Annotated in this window: 18 protein-coding genes; 6 read left to right on the forward strand and 12 right to left on the reverse strand. The window is 41.0% G+C overall.

Features of this window, described 5'->3' with window-relative positions:
- Positions 1-10: 10 nt before the first annotated feature.
- Complete coding sequence (locus tag KJA58_RS02320; protein ID WP_246485712.1) at positions 11-730, reverse strand: lipoyl protein ligase domain-containing protein; 720 nt, start codon at positions 728-730, stop codon at positions 11-13.
- Between the two features lie 348 nt (positions 731-1,078).
- Between KJA58_RS02320 and KJA58_RS02325 the strand changes: the two genes are divergently transcribed.
- Positions 1,079-3,613, forward strand: coding sequence for an ATP-dependent Clp protease ATP-binding subunit (locus KJA58_RS02325; RefSeq protein WP_213357850.1), 2,535 nt, complete (start codon positions 1,079-1,081; stop codon positions 3,611-3,613).
- On the opposite strand, the gene mnmA is transcribed toward KJA58_RS02325, so the two are convergent.
- On the reverse strand, positions 3,588-4,679 hold the full coding sequence (gene mnmA / locus KJA58_RS02330; RefSeq protein ID WP_213357851.1) for a tRNA 2-thiouridine(34) synthase MnmA: 1,092 nt from the start codon (positions 4,677-4,679) through the stop codon (positions 3,588-3,590). The genes KJA58_RS02325 and mnmA overlap by 26 nt on opposite strands.
- An 87-nt stretch (positions 4,680-4,766) precedes the next feature.
- Here mnmA and KJA58_RS02335 point away from each other — a divergent pair, with 87 nt between their 5' ends.
- Positions 4,767-6,158, forward strand: a complete 1,392-nt coding sequence (locus KJA58_RS02335) for a hypothetical protein (protein ID WP_213357852.1) — start codon at positions 4,767-4,769, stop codon at positions 6,156-6,158.
- Positions 6,159-6,254: 96 nt separating this feature from the next.
- On the opposite strand, the gene KJA58_RS02340 is transcribed toward KJA58_RS02335, so the two are convergent.
- The 8 genes from KJA58_RS02340 to KJA58_RS02375 all read right to left on the reverse strand — a co-directional run bounded on the left by KJA58_RS02340 (position 6,255) and on the right by KJA58_RS02375 (position 13,518).
- Positions 6,255-7,466 (reverse strand): hypothetical protein, encoded by a 1,212-nt coding sequence (locus tag KJA58_RS02340; protein ID WP_213357853.1) that lies wholly within the window; start codon positions 7,464-7,466, stop codon positions 6,255-6,257.
- A 100-nt stretch (positions 7,467-7,566) separates the two neighbouring features.
- The gene (locus KJA58_RS02345) at positions 7,567-8,253 is read right to left on the reverse strand and encodes a PTS sugar transporter subunit IIA (RefSeq protein WP_213357854.1); all 687 of its coding nucleotides are present in this window, start codon (positions 8,251-8,253) and stop codon (positions 7,567-7,569) included.
- A gap of 7 nt (positions 8,254-8,260) precedes the next feature.
- Positions 8,261-8,737 (reverse strand): PTS sugar transporter subunit IIA, encoded by a 477-nt coding sequence (locus tag KJA58_RS02350; RefSeq protein WP_213358371.1) that lies wholly within the window; start codon positions 8,735-8,737, stop codon positions 8,261-8,263.
- A gap of 4 nt (positions 8,738-8,741) precedes the next feature.
- The gene (gene dut, locus KJA58_RS02355) at positions 8,742-9,185 is read right to left on the reverse strand and encodes a dUTP diphosphatase (RefSeq protein WP_425513811.1); all 444 of its coding nucleotides are present in this window, start codon (positions 9,183-9,185) and stop codon (positions 8,742-8,744) included.
- A 35-nt stretch (positions 9,186-9,220) separates the two neighbouring features.
- Entirely contained in the window at positions 9,221-10,147 is a 927-nt protein-coding gene (gene accD / locus KJA58_RS02360) for an acetyl-CoA carboxylase, carboxyltransferase subunit beta (protein ID WP_213357856.1), read from the reverse strand.
- 77 nt (positions 10,148-10,224) lie between these two features.
- A complete protein-coding gene (locus tag KJA58_RS02365) occupies positions 10,225-10,851 on the reverse strand; it encodes a superoxide dismutase (RefSeq protein ID WP_281412032.1) in 627 nt (208 codons plus the stop codon).
- A 156-nt stretch (positions 10,852-11,007) separates the two neighbouring features.
- Complete coding sequence (locus tag KJA58_RS02370) at positions 11,008-12,810, reverse strand: phospho-sugar mutase (RefSeq protein WP_213357858.1); 1,803 nt, start codon at positions 12,808-12,810, stop codon at positions 11,008-11,010.
- A gap of 156 nt (positions 12,811-12,966) precedes the next feature.
- Positions 12,967-13,518 carry a DUF5070 domain-containing protein gene (locus KJA58_RS02375; protein WP_213357859.1) on the reverse strand — a complete coding sequence of 184 codons (552 nt, stop codon included), beginning with the start codon at positions 13,516-13,518 and terminating at the stop codon, positions 12,967-12,969.
- A 439-nt stretch (positions 13,519-13,957) separates the two neighbouring features.
- Here KJA58_RS02375 and rnc point away from each other — a divergent pair, with 439 nt between their 5' ends.
- Genes rnc through hemC form a run of 3 tightly spaced genes read left to right on the forward strand, consistent with a single transcriptional unit; the run spans position 13,958 to position 16,752 of the window.
- On the forward strand, positions 13,958-14,644 hold the full coding sequence (rnc, locus tag KJA58_RS02380; protein WP_213357860.1) for a ribonuclease III: 687 nt from the start codon (positions 13,958-13,960) through the stop codon (positions 14,642-14,644).
- Positions 14,634-15,998, forward strand: coding sequence for a DNA repair protein RadA (radA, locus tag KJA58_RS02385; RefSeq protein ID WP_213357861.1), 1,365 nt, complete (start codon positions 14,634-14,636; stop codon positions 15,996-15,998). Before rnc ends, radA begins: the two co-directional genes overlap by 11 nt.
- Entirely contained in the window at positions 15,973-16,752 is a 780-nt protein-coding gene (gene hemC / locus KJA58_RS02390) for a hydroxymethylbilane synthase (protein WP_213357862.1), read from the forward strand. Before radA ends, hemC begins: the two co-directional genes overlap by 26 nt.
- On the opposite strand, the gene KJA58_RS02395 is transcribed toward hemC, so the two are convergent.
- Positions 16,646-17,431 carry an SDR family NAD(P)-dependent oxidoreductase gene (locus KJA58_RS02395; protein WP_213357863.1) on the reverse strand — a complete coding sequence of 262 codons (786 nt, stop codon included), beginning with the start codon at positions 17,429-17,431 and terminating at the stop codon, positions 16,646-16,648. The two genes, hemC and KJA58_RS02395, sit on opposite strands and share 107 nt — an antisense overlap.
- Positions 17,432-17,466: 35 nt before the next feature.
- The gene (locus KJA58_RS02400; RefSeq protein ID WP_213357864.1) at positions 17,467-19,650 is read right to left on the reverse strand and encodes an HDIG domain-containing metalloprotein; all 2,184 of its coding nucleotides are present in this window, start codon (positions 19,648-19,650) and stop codon (positions 17,467-17,469) included.
- 211 nt (positions 19,651-19,861) lie between these two features.
- Here KJA58_RS02400 and dnaX point away from each other — a divergent pair, with 211 nt between their 5' ends.
- Entirely contained in the window at positions 19,862-21,310 is a 1,449-nt protein-coding gene (dnaX, locus tag KJA58_RS02405; RefSeq protein WP_213357865.1) for a DNA polymerase III subunit gamma/tau, read from the forward strand.

A 21,310-nucleotide genomic window follows, 5' to 3' on the forward strand; every position in this document is an offset into this window, starting at 1 on the left:
CTATCCCCAGCTAAAAGCTACTCCAATGGCAGTACTCATAAACGAAAGACTCCTGTAAAGTTCTCCGAGCATCTTCTAACAAAGAACTTTGCTCATTATTATCGCCCAGTAGATAAAAAGAATTTTTCTGCGTTTTATCCAAGATATTATCCAAGACCTCTTCCTTGAGAAAGGGTTGGTAAAAACTTTTGCCTCTACCAGACAAGAACACACTCCCTTGGTGCAAAAATCCCTTTGTAGTAGTCCTTTGGGCTGCCCCCCCAATCTTTCGACCTTGAAAAAGCACATCGTAACGAGAAATTTTTGCCATACAAAAATTAATATTGTTTTTTTCTTCCTCTTTATCTTCGACAAAAAGCTCTCCGGAGATACCAAAAGCTCTTTCGAGACTTCGAACAACTAATGTATTTACAGTTTGATAGTTATCTAAAACTCTTTGTGAAAAGAGCGGATGAGAGAACGATACCAACAAAGAAAAGGCAAAATCCCCGTTATGGAAAACCACTCCCCCTCCGGTAGGGCGTTTAGCGTGATCGAGGCAAGAAAGAGCTTCAGTAGTAAAAACATCTTGAGGATTAACGAAGTATCCATAGGTCACGGGACACTCATGCTTCCACTGATAAAAATGCAAGAGGGAACTCGAAGGCTCCAAACAGTGCAGTAAATGAGCATCTATAGCCATATTTTTCCTTGCAGAATTCATTCCAGAGTCAAAAATTTTTCTTTTCATGAAATATGCCGGCAGCCTTCATAAAGTTGACAAACAAAAAAAGTATAGCTTATGTAACCACATCTTCATCATTATGTAAAACATTGTTAAAAACATCCTTAGAAGACATTCTCACAGAAGATTTTAATAAGAACTTTTCAAAAGAATTATTTTTAAGACTAGACTTGCAATAAAAGACCAAAAACAACCAATCTTTAATAAAGATAAAAGAAAAACACATAAACAACAAACGAAACAAAAATAAAAAATAGAATTGTTTTATAGATTTTTTATTTTAAAAGTCTGGTTGCATCATTATGATGAATGTCGTATATGCTTGTTGAAATTGGATCCTAGGTTTAGGTTATTATGTTTGAAAAGTTCACGAATAGAGCAAAACAAGTTATCAAATTAGCAAAAAAAGAAGCGCAAAGGCTGAACCATAACTACCTTGGCACCGAACACATCCTTTTAGGCCTCTTAAAACTTGGACAGGGGGTTGCTGTAAACGTTTTACGTAATATGGGGCTAGATTTTGAATCTGCTCGTCAAGAAGTCGAGAAATTAATTGGTTATGGACCAGAAATACAGGTATATGGAGATCCAGCCCTTACTGGTAGAGTAAAAAAATCCTTCGAATCTGCTAATGAAGAAGCCGCTGTCCTAGAGCACAACTATGTAGGCACAGAGCACCTACTCTTAGGCATCCTAAATCAAACGGACGGTGTAGCCCTCCAGGTTCTAGAAAGCTTGCACATCGATCCTAGAGAAATTCGAAAAGAAATTTTGAAAGAGTTAGAGACTTTCAACCTACAACTCCCCCCCTCATCCTCTCATGGACGTAGCTCATCGCCAAAGTCCTCTATGGGGTCAACAATCAGTATGGAAAAAGCTGATAAATTGTCTGCTCTGAAAGCGTACGGTTATGACCTTACGGAGATGTACAAAGATGCTAAGCTAGACCCTGTTATAGGACGTTCTTCAGAGGTAGATCGTCTGATTCTCATTCTTTGTCGAAGACGCAAAAATAACCCAGTCCTTATCGGAGAAGCAGGAGTAGGGAAAACAGCCATAGTTGAAGGCTTGGCTCAAAAAATTGTACGTAACGAAGTTCCTGATACCATAAGAAAGAAACGCTTGATCACACTCGATCTCGCTCTCATGATTGCGGGGACAAAGTATCGGGGGCAGTTTGAAGAACGTATCAAAGCCGTCATGGATGAGGTAAAAAAACACGGAAACATCCTCCTATTTATAGACGAGTTACACACAATAGTGGGTGCTGGAGCCGCTGAAGGGGCTATCGACGCCTCCAATATTTTGAAACCCGCTCTTGCTCGAGGAGAAATTCAATGTATTGGAGCTACTACCATTGATGAGTATCGTAAACATATAGAGAAAGACGCTGCATTAGAACGTCGGTTCCAAAAAATCTTAGTGAGCCCTCCTAGTGTTTCAGAAACCGTAGATATTCTTCGCGGATTAAAGAAAAAGTATGAAGACCACCACAACGTCTTTATTACTGAAGAAGCGTTGAACGCCGCTGCAGCTCTTTCTGATCAGTACATTCACGGACGGTTTCTTCCAGACAAGGCTATAGATCTTCTTGATGAGGCAGGGGCTCGAGTCCGTATGGCTACTATGGACCAACCTACGGAGCTGATGAAAATAGAAGCTGAAATAGAAAAGACTAAACAAGCTAAAGAGCAAGCTATCAGCACCCAGGAATATGAAAAAGCTGCAGGACTCCGCGACGAGGAGAAGAAACTTCGTGAGAGACTGCAAAATATGAAGTCTGAATGGGAAAACCATAAAGAAGAACATCAGTTCCCTGTTGACGAGGAAGCCGTAGCTCAAGTGGTGGCTTTACAAACAGGCATTCCTGTCTCTCGTCTGACAGAAGCTGAAAGTGAAAAGCTTCTAAAAATGGAAGAAATTCTAAAAAGTAAGGTCATAGGCCAAGACCAGGCTGTAGAAAGCGTTTGCAGAGCTATTCGAAGAGGTCGCACAGGTATTAAAGATCCGGATAGACCTACAGGATCGTTCCTATTCTTAGGCCCCACAGGGGTTGGAAAAACCCTATTAGCAAAACAGATAGCAATGGAAATGTTTGGCGATGAGGAAGCTCTCATCCATGTTGACATGTCTGAATATATGGAGAAATTTGCTTCAACAAAAATGATGGGGTCGCCTCCAGGATATGTTGGTCATGAGGAAGGTGGCAATCTTACAGAAAAAGTTCGTCAAAGACCTTACTGTGTAGTACTTTTTGACGAAATAGAAAAAGCCCATCCAGACATTATGGATCTAATGCTCCAAATTTTGGAACATGGGCGATTAACAGATTCCTTCAGAGGCCAGGTAGACTTCCGCAATGCGATTATCATCATGACCTCTAACCTCGGAGCCGATTTGATCAAGAAAAATGGCGAAATTGGCTTTGGATTCAAGTCTCCTTTAGACTATAAGGTTATGCAAGAAAAAATTGAGAATGCAGTCAAAAAGCATCTAAAACCTGAATTTGTCAATAGATTGGACGCTAGCGTTATCTTTAAGCCTCTCGAGCACGAAGCGATCTCTAAAATTATTCACTTAGAAATCGACAAATTAGATTCCAGACTCAAAAAGTACCAGTTGGCTTTAAATATTCCTGAGGATGTGATTTCTTTTCTAGTGAACAAGGGTCATTGCCCGGAGATGGGAGCTCGACCGTTGCGCAGGGTTGTTGAACAATATCTTGGAGACCCTCTAGCGGACATTTTCATGAAAGAGCCCAATCGAAAAGAGTCTAGGACCTTGCAAGCAAAGCTTGCTGAGGACAAAGTTATTTTCGAAAAAGAACCTGAAGGATCTAGCCAGGTTACAGGAAGTTCAGAGTCTATAGAGTCTTCTGTGGGGTCATAGGGATATCTATAGTAGCTCCTCCTAGGCAAATATCGCCTTCATAGAAGGCGATAGTTTGTCCTGGTGTAACAGCCTTTACTGGAGCTTCAAAAACTATCCGCAAAGTGTTGTCTTCTTCTAAACATACGGAGCACCCTTCGTCTTCGCTACGGTAACGCACCTTGGCTGTGCAGGAAAAAAATTCTTTGTTGGGTTGGAGGATCCAGTTGGGATTTCTAGCGATGAGCTCCTTTCGATACAAAAAAGGGCTATTCTCACCCTCTGTTACATAAAGGATATTTCCTTCTACATCCTTACCTACAACGTACAGGGGGCTTTCTCTTCCTCCAATATCTAACCCTCTTCTCTGCCCAAAGGTATAGTAATGCAATCCCCTGTGTGTCCCGATAATTTTGCCGGAATCAACATCTACGACTTTACCTGGATTATCTTGAATATATCCCCCTAGGAAGGAGCGAAAATCTCTTTTGCCAATAAAACATATTCCCGTGCTGTCCTTTTTTGAGGCTGTAGACAATCCTGCGCGTTCTGCTATCGAGCGTACCTCTGATTTCTCTAACCCTCCCACAGGAAATAACACTTTCTGTAAAGCCTTTACCGGAGTGCCGGATAGAAAATAACTTTGATCTTTTTTTTTATCTTTTCCGCGAGCTAACAACATTTCCGAGCCCTTTTTCACTAACTGGCAATAGTGCCCTGTAGCTAAAAAATCTGCTGAAAGGTCTAAAGCTTTCTTTAATAGCAAGTCGAACTTAATCTCGCGATTACAAAGAACATCCGGATTTGGAGTAATACCTCGAGAATAACCTTCCAGAAATTGAGAAAAAACCCTATCCTTGTACTCCGTTGAAAAAGAAACTGTATAGTGAGGTATGTTTAAAGCGTCACACACATCTGCAACATCCCGATAGTCGCTAGCAGCATTGCAGCCTGCTTCAGAATCTTCTTCATCCCAATTTTTCATAAATAAGCCGACCACTCGGTATGAAGTACGGGTTTTAAGAAGGTAGGCAGCCACAGAAGAATCGACCCCTCCAGACATTGCAACAACAACAGTTTGTGGCATAGAGAAAGAAAAATGAATATTTTAAAATACGAAAAAAATAGAATCCTATAATATTTTTTTCGCTGATTAATTTGCAATTTAATAATTATGCCTATAATCCAGCACTGCAACACTGTCCCAGAAGACACCTACCTATGCAACGTTATTCAGCTAGAACCTTCGGAAGAAATTCATCAGTCCGTACTACAGATAAAAAATAAGGCTGAATTTTATGCCAGTAATCAGGAAATTTCTTGCAGAATAGCTTTAATAGCTCAGGTTGGTGTTACCGCTTTAGGTATTTGTAATACCATTATAGCCTTAACATTACCTTCTTTGCCCTTCATTATTTTAAGCATAAGCGTCGTAGCTCTATCTATAGCTTTAATAATTACTATAACTTCCATGTTAAAGAAAATATGGGAACTTCCTCAAAGTATGGACTTTACTTTGAGAACAATAACTAAAGAAACAAGTATTTCTCCGGGTCTACAAATTCTGTTAAATGCCGACAAACACTCCTTGAACAGCCTAAAACAAGTCAAAGAAGAATCCAATATCGTAAAACAGGATGTTAATAAGCACCGCAAGCTTTTTCATACTCTTCAAAGCATTTGTTTTATGGAAGAAAAGCAAGTATCTGACCATCTTAGCACACTTCATTTCCGAAAAAATAACCCGGTCCTTAACTCATCCCTGGTATCTTCTCCTCTCCTGAACAAAATTGTTAATAAAGTCCCTCAACTCTCTCTATCACCAGGAAAAGAAGATGACTCTCTCCTCAGAGCTCATAACGAAGACGCTTCCTCTGTAGCGTCTTTCAATACAACAAAAACAAACTTTTCAGCCTCCTTCTCTATACCATATAAAACTTCCAATACTCTAACGCAATGGAGCCTAGATCAAGAAGACCTGTCAAAAAAGATTACTCGTTCCTTCTTGCTTTCTTTATTAGTAGCCTGTCTATCTACAACTTCTTTAGTACTAGCTATTCTCCTCAACCAATGGTTCTTACTAACCTTCTCGGCAGCAACTATTCTGATTACATTTGGTGTCATGCTCTCTCTTGGCCTTCCTTTAAAAAACTTATCTTCAGGTGTTATCTTATCAAACGAAATCCAAGAAGACCTTATTCAATACACCAAACTTTGTGTTGACAACAGCAACGCAAACTTACAAGAACTAACAAATAAGCAAATAGAAATCTTGGAAAGAAGACGCGTTCAGATGAGCGTCATTCCTACAGAAACTCAACTATATCAGCAAGAAATAGAATTGCTAAAAAAACAAGTTTTGGAACTAGAAAAGATCCTAACCAATGACGAGAAAAAAGGGCTAGCTCAGAAAAAGCTCCTCCTTTGGCAAAAGATGAGAGATTTTATACTCGCCCAAGAACCTGAAGAGCTTCCCGACGAAGCTGCAGGAGCTTTCAATGCCACAGCCTTCCCTGTCGCTACTCCACTTAAACCTAACTTAAAAAGACGAAATTCTATAGGATAAGAGCAAGAAAAGTTCTTTTCAGAAAAGCTTGCATGAAAAGAAAACGGAAGCCACTCGCGTTTATACAGAACGCAAGCGACTATCTGTTCTCGTAACCTAGAAGTTGAGTGCGGGAATTGCCGCAGCTCCCATTCCACCGGCTCCGGTCGTTCCACCTGTTCCCGGATTATTAGCATCCGTAGAGTTGTTGTCTGAGGCATTAACAATAATTATTCCAGAGATAATCATGGCTAACACTGTCACAACCATCGTGCATACAGATATTCCCCTATGAGCTCTTCTCTTTGTAACACAAGAGGAGCAAGGCCAGTCTGTCTGATCACAGCGAAAATGCACTGGCTCGTAGAGATCCACATTACTTCTCACGCTGTTATCTTGATCCGAACTGCCAGATTTCCTATCTACAGGAATAGCAACTTCCTTACGAGAAACCTTTTTTGGAGCTTCCTTAAGTTTTGCTTGCTGAGACTTTCGTTTCTCATCCCTATTCTTTCTAATTGTAGCCGCCTTCTCTTTGTCAAAGCGAAGAGAAGAGGTAACAGAATGATCCCTAGGCTTCCTAGATTGCTCGGCTTTAGTCAAAGCTGCTTCTCGGGCAGACTTCCTCTTACTTACTCTCTTAGCTCTGGCTAAGGACTCTATCATGTCTTCTACTTCTTTCTTAGAGTATTCCTTGCCTTCTGAGCAAATGCAGGAGCGGCCAGAGTCCTTTGTCTTGTTTCCATTATTAAGCAGAGGTTTCCTTGGCTGAGCATTTAATTCTTTTTTACTTCGAGCCCTACGAGCCTGATCTTCATTCAAAGTTTTATTAACTACTTTGAAAGGATTAGTTAACTTTAAAGACTCCCCTCCTTCTTTTTTACTTCTTTTGCTCAACTCTTGAGCCTCCTTAAAGCAAGGAGTAGAGGAAGCACTCGAAGTCGATTGAGGAGACGAACATTTTGGTTCCGAAGATAACGTCTCTTTCCCAGGACAAACATCAGGCGATTTAGAAACATCTATTGTACTTGTCGCAGTACTTTCTACCCGCTTAACCGAATCCTTAGCGCTAGAAGTAGCATCCCTGCAACGCCCTTGCTTAGAACCCTCACTCGATTTAGCGTTTTTGGCTGTAACCTTTCTTCCCAAAACCCTCTGGCTTCTCCAAAAATCTTCTTTCTTTGAGGATGTCCTTTTACCTTTTTTCCCTACAGAACTTTCTGCTACTGAAGCTACACTATTCGACGAAACTGCGGCAGAACATATGTTGTGAGAGAAGGTTAGCAAAATGGACAAAACCGCGAAATGCGAAATACTTTTGGGACTCATGCTGCAAAATTCTCCTGGGTCAGCCTATGAAACCACCATAACAACAAAACCTTTTTTTAGACAACTTGGATTGATACTCTTTTCTTGAATTATGTAAGCTCTAGCGAGTTTGAGACTCCCAAGCTTTAACGAAAGAAAGCAACTGCTCCTTATCAGGGAATGACTTGAGAAACTTCCTAACATCCAAATCCATACCCAAGTGAACGATCTTATTAATAAGATTCAGATGTGTTTTGTCGCTTCCAGCAAATAAAAAGAACAGAGTGTCCACAGGACGATTATCCAAAGCTTTGTAATCGATAGGTTCTTTTAAGAAAACGGCAACAACAACATCATAATACGGATTCACCTGAAATTCTCTGGTATGTGGAATCGCAATACCCTGTCCTATCCCTGTAGACATGATACTCTCCCTTTGACAAAGAAGCTCGAATAGGACCTGACCGTCAAAAGAAAACCTTTGTGCCACTTGGTTGGATACTTGCTGGAGAACACTTTCTTTACTTTCGGCAGCAATATTGTTAAACACTCCACCCTTGTGAATAGCTTTGTATAAAGAGTATTTTAACGATAGATCTCTAACTATCCCTTCTTTTGGAGACTCCGCCCCCACAGCTTTTTCTACTATGTCACTGTTGTAGAGCAGCCAATTTTCCAGCTCCTCTCGCCCAAATCGGCATTCATCTTTAATACTGTAACCTGGAATTTTCCCCTCTTTGACCCAGTCTTGTACCGTTTGCTCCGAAACATCCAAAAGATCTGCTATCTCAGAAACACTTAAATCCATGTGCTACTCAAACCCCGCTAACCAGTTTAACAATTTCTTCCGCCGTTCTAACTTGCAACAGCTGCTGCCTTCTCCAGTCATCTTTAAGAGTAAGCGTAAGCCCGGAAAGAAGCCTAAGATATTGCTTCTGAGCATTATCCGGCCCTCCAACAAGGAAGATCAACCGCACTGGAGCCCCATCAATAGCATCCCAGAGAACGCCTTGAGAATGGACAGCTACAGCAACAAAAAAACCCGAGCAGTCTGCAGTTTTACCGTGAGGGATAGCAACGCCCATACCGATGCCTGTAGACATGATATTTTCTCTATCAATGATAGCTTGAAAAAAAGCGTCTTTATCCTTCAGAAGACCCGCGTCATCTACGAGTTGAGTAAGATCTCTCAAAACCTCATCTCTGGATAACTTATCTGAAAACATCACCAACTGAGGAGAGAACAGGGACTCAAGAGAAAAACCCACCTCCTCCACAACACATCCAGTCATACCGCTAATGAACTCCAGTATGTCCGAACCCCCCATCATTTCTTTCGGTAGCTTGCAAAGCACCCTCAGCTCTACAAAGCTCAGCTCGGCTAACGACAACAAACACTCCCTGAGCTATACGCATTTCAGGTTCTATGACGAATTTTTCTTCACCCAAATTGATGAGGAGAATTTGAACTTCCCCTCTATAATCCGAATCTACGGTCCCAGGAGAATTGAGAACTGTTATACCATGCTTCAAAGCCAGCCCGCTCCTAGGTCGAATTTGCAACTCAACCCCTGGAGGCAATTCAAAACGAAGCCCTGTGGGCACCAACACTCTCCTACCAGGCAAGAGTTCTATAGGACTAAAGATAGCTGCTCGAAAATCGACGCCGGAGGCGCCAGGAGAGGCATATTCTGGAAGCTCCACCTCTTTTTCACCGACATTCTCGCACAGAACTTTTATCATAAGACACTCCGTAAAAAGGCGACCATGATTGTTTATTCTTTCTCATCTGTCAATAAAAAAAACTCTTTAATTTTTTCCGAAAGATCGCTTTTCTTATTCGCTCTACCGCCAAGATACTCTGCGCTGGAAAAATAATCCAAAAGCCCCTGTAAACAGGCCTTCATCTCTCTTCTCTCAACTATTTTATCTATCATCCCATGTTCTAGTAAGAATTCTGATCTTTGAGCTCCCTCTGGTAAATCTTCTCCTATCACTTGCGATACAACCCTGGGGCCTGCGAAACAAATTAAAGCTTTGGGTTCGGCAATGATGATATCTCCAAGAGAAGCAAACGAAGCTGTAACCCCGCCAGAAGTAGGGTTTGTCAAAACAGAAATAAAGAGCAACCCAGCTTCATGAAGCTTTGCCAAAGCCGCCGAAGTTTTGGCCATTTGCATCAAAGAAAATACCGACTCCTGCATCCTAGCACCGCCTGAGGCGCTTACGATGATCACCGGCAAGTTTTCTTTTACAGCCTCCTCTATCAACCTGGTTAACTTTTCTCCGACTACAGCCCCCATGGAACCAGCCATAAAGTTAAAATCCATTACGCCTAAAGCTACAGGAAACCCGGCTATTTTACATATTCCTGTGAGGACTCCCTCGCTTTCTTCATTGTCTTTTCTAGCCTTGCCCAATCGATTCTGATAAGTTTCTGTATCAGAAAAGTTTAAGGGATCCAAAGATTTAAGATCTGAATACAGGGGGCGCCATGTCCCGCTATCAGCCAACAGATTTACTCTCTCTAAGGCAGAAACACGATAATGATATGAACACTTGGGACAGCAATTGTAATTCTGGCCAAGTTCGTTAGCATGAATCATTTCATGACAATGGGTGCATTTTAACCACCCGCTAAATCCGTCGGCTTTTGTTTTCTGCACCTTAATTTTTGGTTTATCAGAAGAAAATAAGCGCACAAGACACCCAAATAAAAAATAATTAAGACTCTTATTTTAAGTTATTTTTAACGCTTTATCAATCAAATTAATATTTCTTAATTTGATTGATCCAAAAAGTTTGTATACCTGGATTCCACATACTTCCAGTTAAACACCCTAGTTATGGCTTTCAGATAATCCATCCGTACATTTTTGTATTGCAAATAATAGGCGTGCTCCCAGACATCTACTCCTAAAAGAGGAATCAATCCCGTTGTCCCCTCTAGGGGGTCTTGGTTGACCGTCTGTTGTAAACTTAAATTTTTTGTTTTAGGGCAGAGCGCTAGCCACGCCCATCCAGACCCTTGGATAGGAGCCGCAAATTCAACAAAAGTTTTTAAAAAGTCATCAAAACTTCCCCAACGAGCCTCCACAGCCTTCAACAAAGCCTTTTGCGGCGCCTTCCCTCCATGAGCTTTTTCAGGAGAAAGCATTTCCCAGAAAAGAGAATGATTAATGTGTCCCCCTCCATTGAACCTCAAAGCCGGCGACAAAGAAATTAACGAAGTAACCTCTTGACTACCAAAAGCTACGTTCATTTTCTTCAAAGCTTCATTCAAGTTGTTAACATATCCCTGATGATGCTTAAGATGATGCAACTGCATGATTTCTGCGCTAATTACAGGCTCTAAATCCTCATATTCATAAGGCAACTCTGGCAACCGAAACTTCATTAAATCCATAATCCTTCCTAACGTTAACCGCTTTGAAAATAGCCGACAGGAATTCCTTTTCCCCAGAAGCTATTCAGAAGAGCTAATATACAACCACTACACATATCCGTCTAGAATCAAAACCAGAACGCTAGAAGGAAAACTCTTCGCTCTTTTCTAAGAAAATTAGAAGAGATTTAACTCCTCTTTAACTAAGTCGACAAAAGCTTCTAATTCCTTTTTTGCAGCTAATTTCCTGGATAACATCTCGTCTATACTCGAAGCTTTAGATGAGTACCGGACAATGATTTCGAAATAAACCTTCATTTTTGGCTCTGTTCCAGAAGGCCTAAACACCACCCAAGAGCCATCCAGAAGCTGATACCGAAGAATATCAGCCTTACCAATTTTGAGAGGGTATCTTTCACCTGATAGAACGTTCTTTCCTTCCTCCAGCAAGAAATCTTCAAAAGATCTCACTATTTTACCCCCTAGGGAGGTACGCGAAGCCCCTTGAGAACGGAGAGATTTTAATGTCTCCAACATTTTTTTCTGTCCTTGTTGACCAGAAAAATCTACGGACAGTGTCTTATTGATAAAGTACCCGTATCTTTCATAAAGAGAGAGCAGAAGGTCTACAGGAGTTCTATCTCGTAGCTTTTCTTGTAAGGTTAATTCAGAGAAAGTTGCTCCAGCGACAGGGGCATCCTTGTCTCGCACATGGCTCCCATAAAGGTACCCATAAGATTCTTCCGCGCCAAACAGGTAATGATTCTCCGTAGCAGACCATAGCTCTATCTTTTCTCCAATATACTTGAATCCTGTACGGACGTTGACAATGTCAACATTGTAATGTTTGGCTATTTCTGCAAGCATTTCTGTTGTCACCAAACTTTTAACAAGTTTATACGAAGAGTTTAAAGGTTGTGATTGCCCTCTCAAAATATGTTCTGCCAACAAGCATGCTATGGCGTTTCCGTTAAAAATAAAAGGTTCTCCCCGCCACATACAAGCCACTCCTAAGCGGTCTGCATCAGGATCTGTAGCAAAAAACAAGTCTGCAGAGTTAAGACGCATCTCCTCCAACCCCATAGACAAAGCAGAAGGTTCCTCAGGATTAGGAGTTTTCACCGTAGGAAAATTTCCATCCAGTACTTTTTGTTTTTCTACCAAGTGGCAAGAGAACCCCCAACTGTCGAGGATCTTAGGAACAATAGGAACTCCAGAACCGTGAAGATTAGAGTATATTATGCGCAACACATGCCCAGAAGAGCTGTTATCTTCAGGATGCAGCTGCAACGAACGTACAGTCTCTAAATAAGCATCATCTAATTCTGTATCGATAAGCTCTATACTTTCATAAAGTTCGTCACCAGTTAATGAAGAAACTATGATATCCCCTTTCCCCGTCAAACGATTGACTTCATCCATAATTTCTGTATCTACAGGGGCTACCACTTGCCCCCCTGTTTTCATGTAAACCTTATACCCGTTGTACTCTGGGGGATTATGGGAAGCCGTAATCATAACCCCAGCAGCACACCCCTTACTACGGACGCCAAAAGAAATTAAAGCCACAGGACGCGGATTACGAAAAAGCGCAACCTTAACTTCATTTGCTAACAAGACTCTGGCAACTTCTTCAGCAAACTCTTTTGAATTATTTCGAGAATCAAAACCTATTAGTACTAAAGGCGTGGAGGCATGAGGTTGCTTTTTTAAATAATTACATAACCCCTGCGTAGCTTTGCGAACATTGAAAAGATTCATCCTGTTAGAACCTATACCTACAATACTACGAAGACCTCCTGTACCAAAAACGAGCTGTTTTCCAAAGGAATCCTCCAGCAGCTTAGGATTAGTTTTCAACAGAGTTATTATCTGATCCTTAACCTCTTTAGGGAACTCTCCTTCCAGCCAATCAATAACATTCTTTTGCGTTGAAACACTAAGAGACCCTAAAACACTTGAAAGATCGTGGGGCAGCATAAAACATCCTTTCTTAAACGAGACGAAGCCACACAATAAATAGCGGCAACACCGACGTTAATCAAGGAAAATCTACCCCAGAAAGCTCTGCAGAAACTGTGAAATAAAGCTACTGATTTTTAAAGATAGGTTTTCTATTTAAGAATAATTGAAAGTTTACCTAAATAGTGGGTCCTTTGCGTTCCCCCCTCGATCAGAGAAAGACAAACAAAGAACTGCTTCACCGGGAAACAACCAAAGATGCTCTTCCGGCAAGGATTTACTGAAGTAGATTCCCCGACAACTATTTTTCTCAGAATTCAAGTAAATCACTAGGTAACAATCTACAGCATCGCTTCCTATATTCTTGCGTATTTTCTCTTCTAGGCCGAGAGGGGAAGAGTTATTCTTCGACTCCTCTTTTGAGGAAATCGGAGCGTCTTGTAAAAAGTTTTCTAGGAACAAGTCGCCTACAAGAGCCAACGCTGGTCTTCCCGACAACTCGACAGCGATCTGTCCCATCTTTCTCTTTTGGATTAATGATACGACCTCTGGCAGCAAGCGATAAATATCCCTAGAAAATCGGGAGTCATTATTCCTATCCCTTAAGTGTCTACGGATAGCTTTAAGCAGAGTCTGCCCCTCCTCGCTAGAAAATAGATCTTCAAACAATATGTAGCCAGACTGACGAAAAAACCTCTTTTGCTCGAGATGAACAGCAACCCGCATTAAGTTAGGACCAGAAAAGTGTTAAGAAATAGAAAATTTATAGACTTTATAAACTTTATTGACTATAAAAACTTTGGCTTCAGCAGCTTTCAAAATAGAGAGAAGCTTTTCCCGGGAAAGGTAGACGTAGTAACAATAAAATTTAAAACAGCTCTTCTAGACTGCGCCTGCTCTTTTGCTACGAGATTCCCCCACAAAAAAGCGACTTACACTCCTACACTACAAAACAGAAGGTTTTCTTATTGATCTATAGAAACATAAATTATACCTTATCCAAAAAACTATTGTGTACAAAACTTCTAATTCGTCGGAGACCCCACCTTCACAATCGAATACCATTACCCTTCCAAAAAGTTTTTAACTCTTAAGCAAAGGAAAAAGTTTTGGAGCAGCATGGTCTTCGTTTTAATCGAAAATAACGAAGAAAGAAGAGTTTATTATGACTTTCAATCTTGAAGAGATAGAAAAACGACTGGGTTTCTCTTTTACGAAACCAGATTTACTAAGAACAGCTTTCACTCACCCCTCATACAAAAATGAAACACGAGGAGAAATTTCTGATAACGAACGATTAGAATTCCTTGGCGACTCCATTTTGAATCTCATTGTCACAGAGCACCTTTTTCTGCTTCTTCCCAATATGAATGAGGGCTCCTTATCCACCATAAGATCCGAAATGGTCAACGCACAATCTTGCTATCGCTATACAGAAATGTTGGGCATAGGAGAATTCCTTCTTATAGGCAAAGGCGAAAAAAAGCATCCTGAACGAGGGAAGCCTTCAGCTTATGCCAATTTATTTGAAGCCACTCTAGGAGCCATATATCTAGATAGCGGTCTGTCTCCAGCGAGAAGAATTACCGTCCCCCTACTTCCCCCTCTGCAAGAAATCTTAACCTTAGCTAAAGGAAACCCCAAAAACTCCTTGCAGCAAATTGCGCAGAAAAATTTTTCCTCCCTACCTGTTTACCAAATTCAGCCCATAAATAAAAATGGGATTCCTAGCTATGAAGCCACAGTCTACATACAAGACTCTCTTATGGGAACAGGATACGGTAGCTCAAAAAAAGAAGCAGAAAAACAAGCGGCAAAAAATGCTTTGGAGCGTCTAGAAAATGAAAATTAAAACTCGGTGGCAATGCACAAACTGTGGAGAAGAAGAACTCAAGTGGAGTGGGCAATGCTCCCAGTGTCAGGAATGGAATACTCTTGTGGAAAAGACTATGACAGCCTCTCCAATAAACCCACTACCACCCTTTCAAACGCATGCCGCCCCGCCTATCGCTCTTGACTCCATCATCCACGATAACACAACTAGAATTCTGACCGACGTCAAAAGCTTTGACAGAATGATGGGACAAGGAGTCGTCAAAGGAAGTCTTACGCTCATAGGCGGAGATCCGGGAATAGGAAAATCTACCCTTCTGTTACAACTCTCTCACCAGATGGCAAAAAAATCTCTAAAAATCCTTTACGTTTGTGGAGAAGAATCCGTCCTTCAAACCTCATTGAGAGCAAAAAGATTAGGGGTAGCTTCTTCCAATATTTTCCTTCTATGCGAGACAAATCTGGAGGCTATCCAACAACGAGTCCAGGAGCTATCTCCTCATATCCTAGTCATAGACTCTATACAAATTCTATACTCCTCTGAAGTTACTTCCCCACCAGGATCCGTAGCTCAAGTAAGAGAAGTTTCTGCTAGGTTAATGTATTTCTCCAAACAAAAAGAGCTGACCACATTCATTATTGGCCACGTAACAAAATCAGGGGAAATAGCAGGTCCTAGAGTGCTCGAACATCTTATGGATACTGTATTATATTTTGAAGGCGATAGCGACCGCCAGTATCGAATGATACGTTCTGTAAAAAATCGATTTGGACCCTCCAATGAATTGAGCGTCTTTTCCATGACAGATCAAGGACTCAAGGAGATCGTCAACCCATCGGGAATGTTTTTAAAAGAAAGAGACAACTCTTGCTCTGGATCTTCTGTAGCACCTATAATAGAAGGCTCTAGAACCTTCTTAGTAGAAATCCAGGCGTTAGCAACAAAAAGCCCCTATCCTAACCCTATGAGAAAGACTACCGGATTTGATTCTAACAGATTTTCTCTACTTCTAGCTGTTCTTGAAAAACGAGCTAATATTCGTCTGTACAACACGGACATTTTTATCTCTGTAATAGGAGGTCTACGCCTCACAGAGCCTGCCGCAGACCTAGCTGCAGCCGTTGCCATCTTATCCTCTTTTTCAAGCAAAATTATCCCTTCCAACATGGCTTTTTTAGGAGAGTTAGGTCTTAACGGCGAAATTCGAAGCGTTGCTCATATTGAAAAACGCTTAAAAGAATGTCTTCTCATGGGATTCTCTCAAGTTGTTATCCCTCACAGACAACTTCATTCTCTACCAGAAAAAATTACAAAAGAACTACAAGTTATAGGAATAAAAACAATTCGTGACGCCATCAAACTCCTCGATTGAAGACCCTCTCCACACCTTTCGCTTAGGTAAAAAAGTTCTATCCGTCGCTGCTCGACAATCTTCACTATCTAAAGTGCAGGCCCTGGGATTTATTTCGAAACTAAAATCTTGGTACCCTAAGCTTTCTTATCGCCTAGTAACCACCTTGTCCTATGGAGATAAAAACAAACATATACCGTTAAGTTCCGTTACGGATGAAGATTTTTTTACAAGAGAAGTGGATCTTCTTCTATTGAATAACTCTTGCGATATAGCCATTCACTCAGCCAAAGACATGCCTCCCCGGCCCGCTAAGAATATCCACATCGTCGCGGTCACGGAAGGAGAAGATCCTCGAGACATCCTCGTATGTAAAAACAAAACCCTTTCCGCAAAATGTATTGTTGGCTGCTCCTCTGAAAGGCGCATACAAGCCGTTCAAACTCTCTACCCTCAAGCAATCTTCAAAGACATTCGAGGAAATATAGAAGAACGACTCTACCAGCTGAGGGTAGGGAGATTCGATGCTATAGTTATTGCACAAGCGGCTTTACAAAGATTAAATTTAACTCCCAACAATATCATTACTCTTCCTCCGCCTCATCATCCACTTCAAGGCAAGTTAGCTATTACAACAAGTAAATACCCACAGTTTTGGAGGAAAATGCTCAGACCTTTTCATGACAACTCTTTAGTCGTCTCTGAACATTTGCATATATTTGACGAGAAGCTATTAGAGGAAACAGACGAGCAAGAAAAACACCAACCCTTGTAAAGACAGGAAAAACTTTCTTACTTTTTTCTTTTTTTAATATTCCCCACAAAATTCTGGCAGCTTTCTCTGCCGAAATATGAGGCTCCTTCCAACTACTAAACTCTGAAGAACAAGCTTTCGAAACAAAGGGCGTTTTCACTAATCCCGGACATCCAACCAGAACTCTAATTCCTACTTTCTTAAATTCTGCATCCAAAGACCTTGCAAGAGCCGTTTGATACGCTTTAGAAGCCCCATAAACAGCCATCCCTGGGGCAATAATTTCTCCAGAAGAAGAACTAACTATTAAAAGCACCGCCTTGCGACGCTTGCCCCTCAAAACCCGCAAAACTTTGAGAATCAATCGAGTGGTAGCAAAAACATTGACTTCTAACATAGAAGAAACTTTTTCTTCTTCTATAACACAAGCATCACCATAAAACCCTTTGCCCGCACAAAAAATTATATAGTCAATATCTTTCTCAGAAACAATTTTTAAAAGCTCTTCTTGGACCTCCTCCTTGGATAAATCTCCGGTATGACTACAACAAGAGGTTTTCAAAGAAGAGTGCTGATCAAAAAAACGCTCCTTGGACGCCTCCGAAGCGAAAGAAAGCACCAAGGAGTGTCCCTTACTTGAAAGAAAAAGGGCCAACGCCTCCCCTATACCAGAACCAGCCCCAGTAATGCACGTTACCATAGTAAGAGCCTTGAAAAAACCGACCCAAGCACTCGCTAAGCTATAAGCCCTCTCCGACTCCTATCATCAGCAAGGATTGTCGCTTCGGGATACTTATTTCTAGAGTGCAATGCACTGCACAACATCTTCACTATGACAGAGTGAATTATCGCTAACTCTTCCAGATTAACAGGCGAACAAGAAAACTGCCCGTCAAATAATTTCTGAGCAATTATTTTCCCTGTCAATTCACTGACAGAGGACTCATTAATCTCATCAAGAGAACGCGAAGCGGCTTCAACAGAATCTACTATCATCAGAATGGTAGACTCTTTCGTTGAAGGCTTTTTCCCTTGGTATCTAAATAATTCTTCGTCGACCTTATCCACAAGAGAGCGACTTTGTACATACTCATAATACACGGAACGAAGAAGCGATGTTCCATGATGTTCCTCAATAATACGCACAAAAGATTCTGGAAGACCGGCCTTTTTAGCCAACTCTATACCTTCTGGGACGTGCGATATAATAAGCCTAGCAGTTTCCACAGGATCAACAGGAAACGCTGCACCAGTTTTTATCGTCGATCGGTTCTCTATAAAAAATTCTGGATACACCAACTTACCCACATCATGGTACTGCGCGGCAACGCGACAAAACAACCCATCAGCCCCTATAGCATTGGCTGCAGCTTCAGCCAAACTACCGACGAGCACAGAATGTTGATACGTACCCGGAGCTTCTTCGAACAGACGCTTTAACAAAGGACATTCAGAATCCAACAAGGCCAACAGGTAATCATTACTAGAAGCTCCAAAATAATTCTCTAAGATCGGGATAAGTCCCACAGCAGCTACAACTGTGACAAAGCAATAAACTAAGCTACTGAAACAATCCACATAAAAAGCCTCTACAGACCAGTTTCCCAAAAACAGTCGAACAGCAGACAAAACATTGATAGAAACTACCCATAACCGAATACCCACACCGAAAATAGCAGATAACCTTTGAGATTTCTCCATAATGACGGTAGCGTACAGAGTACACAACAGGTTTACTCCTAGAAACGTACTACTATTCCAAATATCAGACCCTAAAGTGTATATTATGGACAAGAGGACCCCCGTAATACCAGCAATGGGCACACCCACCAGACGAGCTATTAAAATACTCGTAAAGGGAACTAAAAGAGGATATGTAGCCCAATCATTGAGATGCAAGGCCCCTGAAGCAAAGAAAATCTCCACTAATTTGGTAACAAATAAAGAAAAACTGATAATCAGCGCATAAAGAATAAATTTATCTGTAGCAACAAATAATTCGGTCCTTAGAAAACGAAGAGCTAAGAAACCTATGAAAAGAACTATTAGACTGAAGAGAAAGCTTTCTACGATCCTCCTTTGCGTAAGGATCGTAGAAGTTCTATCTAGATTGCTTTTTAAAAAGCGTATTTTTTTTAACTCTTTAGGCCCTATCCTTTGATATTTAGCAACTAACACTGCTCCTTTAGGGACTTTTGCCACGCGCTTAGCTGTAGACAACTCGTTCTTAAAAAATGTAGAAGTCTCTTTATCTAGAACAATATCTAACTGTTTTTTTTCTAACCTGGACAGCGCTTCCTTGATAGCTAGTTCAGGAAAACCTTTTTCTTCTAAGTGATGACGAAGCTTCCCCAAACATTCTGAAACAAAAACTTCTGAGTCCACGGACATTTTCACTGGAAAAATCAGAGGAGAGGTGTTCTGGACAGAGGAAGGCTGCAACTCCTCCAGACACCAATGCGTTGACAAATCAACAAAATGAACCGCATTCAAAAATTCTCTAGCAGAGCGGAGAACAACCTCTACCTCATCTCTAGGCAAGGTAGATATAGATCCTATCTCGTCTCTCCCGCGCTCTTCCCAATCTCCCTTAACAGTAGAACTGTTCTCTGAAGAAGACCCCTCTCTGAATGCCAAGCTATAGGCCTTACCAAAAGATTCCGGCAGTTCATCGCCTAAAACAGTTCGAACATCTAAGGACATTTCCAAATCCACAGGAGAAACCACAGCCTCCTGTGCCACGTCCCCCAAGGAATAGGAAGGGAGGTAAAAAACTTTTAACCAAGAAAACAGGAAAAGAGAACTTCCTATCAATCCAATGGCTAGCCCCTTCATGCAAAGATAGGTTAGCCTCCTTTTGACCTCAGACAACTTACAACTCGAACAAGACTGCCGCCCTAGGTCTACATAATCGCCCATAACACTTTTCTAGTTGGCTAAAGATTGAGAGAGGATATGCTATTGCCTATTATTTTATCAATTTTTCCTAACTTCGAACAAATGAAGCAAAAAAACTACCCCTTTATACCCGATGCAAGGTATAAAGTCCTAAGAAGTTCTTGGCAGAATCTCTCTACAAGAACTTCAATCAACTAACATTGAGCGCTTTACACCCCAAGAAAAATACATCATGGCATCTTCTACCCCTTATATAGTTTCTTCGAGAAAATATCGCCCTAAAAAATTTTGCGATATTATTGGGCAAACAGCAGCTGTTACCGTCCTACAAAATGCTTTGCGCTTCAATAGGTCCGCTCATGCCTACGTCTTCTGCGGCACAAGAGGAACAGGGAAAACAACCTTAGCGCGACTTTTCGCTAAATCTTTAAACTGTGACAACTTGTCCGCAGACATAGAACCTTGTAACTCTTGTTCTTCATGTATAGAAATTTCTCAAGGCAATTCTTTAGATGTCCTAGAAATTGATGGAGCTTCTCACAGAGGGATAGAAGATATTCGACAAATCAACGAAACTGTTATCTTTGCTCCAGCAAAAGCCTCTTATAAAGTGTATATTATAGACGAAGTTCATATGCTGACCAAAGAAGCCTTCAACGCCCTACTGAAAACCCTTGAAGAGCCCCCTAGCCATGTAAAATTTTTCTTGGCAACTACGGAACCTCATAGAATCCCTACTACCGTGCTGAGTAGATGTCAGCGACTAACGCTCAAAAGGATCCCCGAAAGCTCTATTGTAGAAAAGTTACAGAAAATGGCTAAAGAGAGCTCTATAAAAACCTCCGAAGAAGCTCTTCTTCCTATAGCTAAAGCCGCTGAAGGGAGCCTAAGAGACGCCGAGTCCATGTATGACTTTGTCGTGTCTATGTACCCTGAAGAGTTATCTGTTAACAATGTTTGCGATGCTGTAGGCATCCCCTTGCCACATACTCTGTCCGATCTACATAAAGGCATTTTGGAAAAAAATTATGCAACTATTTTCTCTATTACCAATGAACTGTTTGAATCTGGAAGAAATATTGCTCATTTCTTAGATTGTCTAATAAATTTTTATTGCTCCGCTCTTTCAACACCAGACTCAAAAATAACTTTAGACATTTCTGAGGATAAGTTATTAGAGATAATCGACTTCCTCAGCAGATCATCTGCAAACCTTAGTAAAACAGTTTTTGAAAAAACTTTCTTAGAAGCAACTCTACTCCAACTAGTTTATTTAATAAACAGGCCCTCATCTAAAGAAATTTTAAAAGAAGTTCAATCTTTAAAAACATCTTTCCCTCTTGCTAACCATCCACAATCTTCACAAACAAAATCTGCAACACCAACTATTCTTCAAGAAAAAGAAAAAAAAGATTTATTCAATGAACTGCGGTCGCTACAACCCGAAAGTAACTCTCTAAAACAATTAAAACTAGAAACTAGCTCGAAGCACTCTTCCGACGAATTAAAAACTACACCCACTCAGTCACCCACCCACCCCCTTCCTTCTGCCCCTTCAGAAAAAAACCCTCCAAAATCTAAGAATTTTAAATCAATTTCTGTAGAAGAATCATCCCTTATTGATACTATACTTCAATTCGCCTCTGTTGAGTTTTCAGGAATACTTACAAAAGGAAAATAA

It is taken from the genome of Chlamydiifrater phoenicopteri (assembly GCF_902807005.1).
GTDB classification, from domain to species: domain Bacteria; phylum Chlamydiota; class Chlamydiia; order Chlamydiales; family Chlamydiaceae; genus Chlamydiifrater; species Chlamydiifrater phoenicopteri.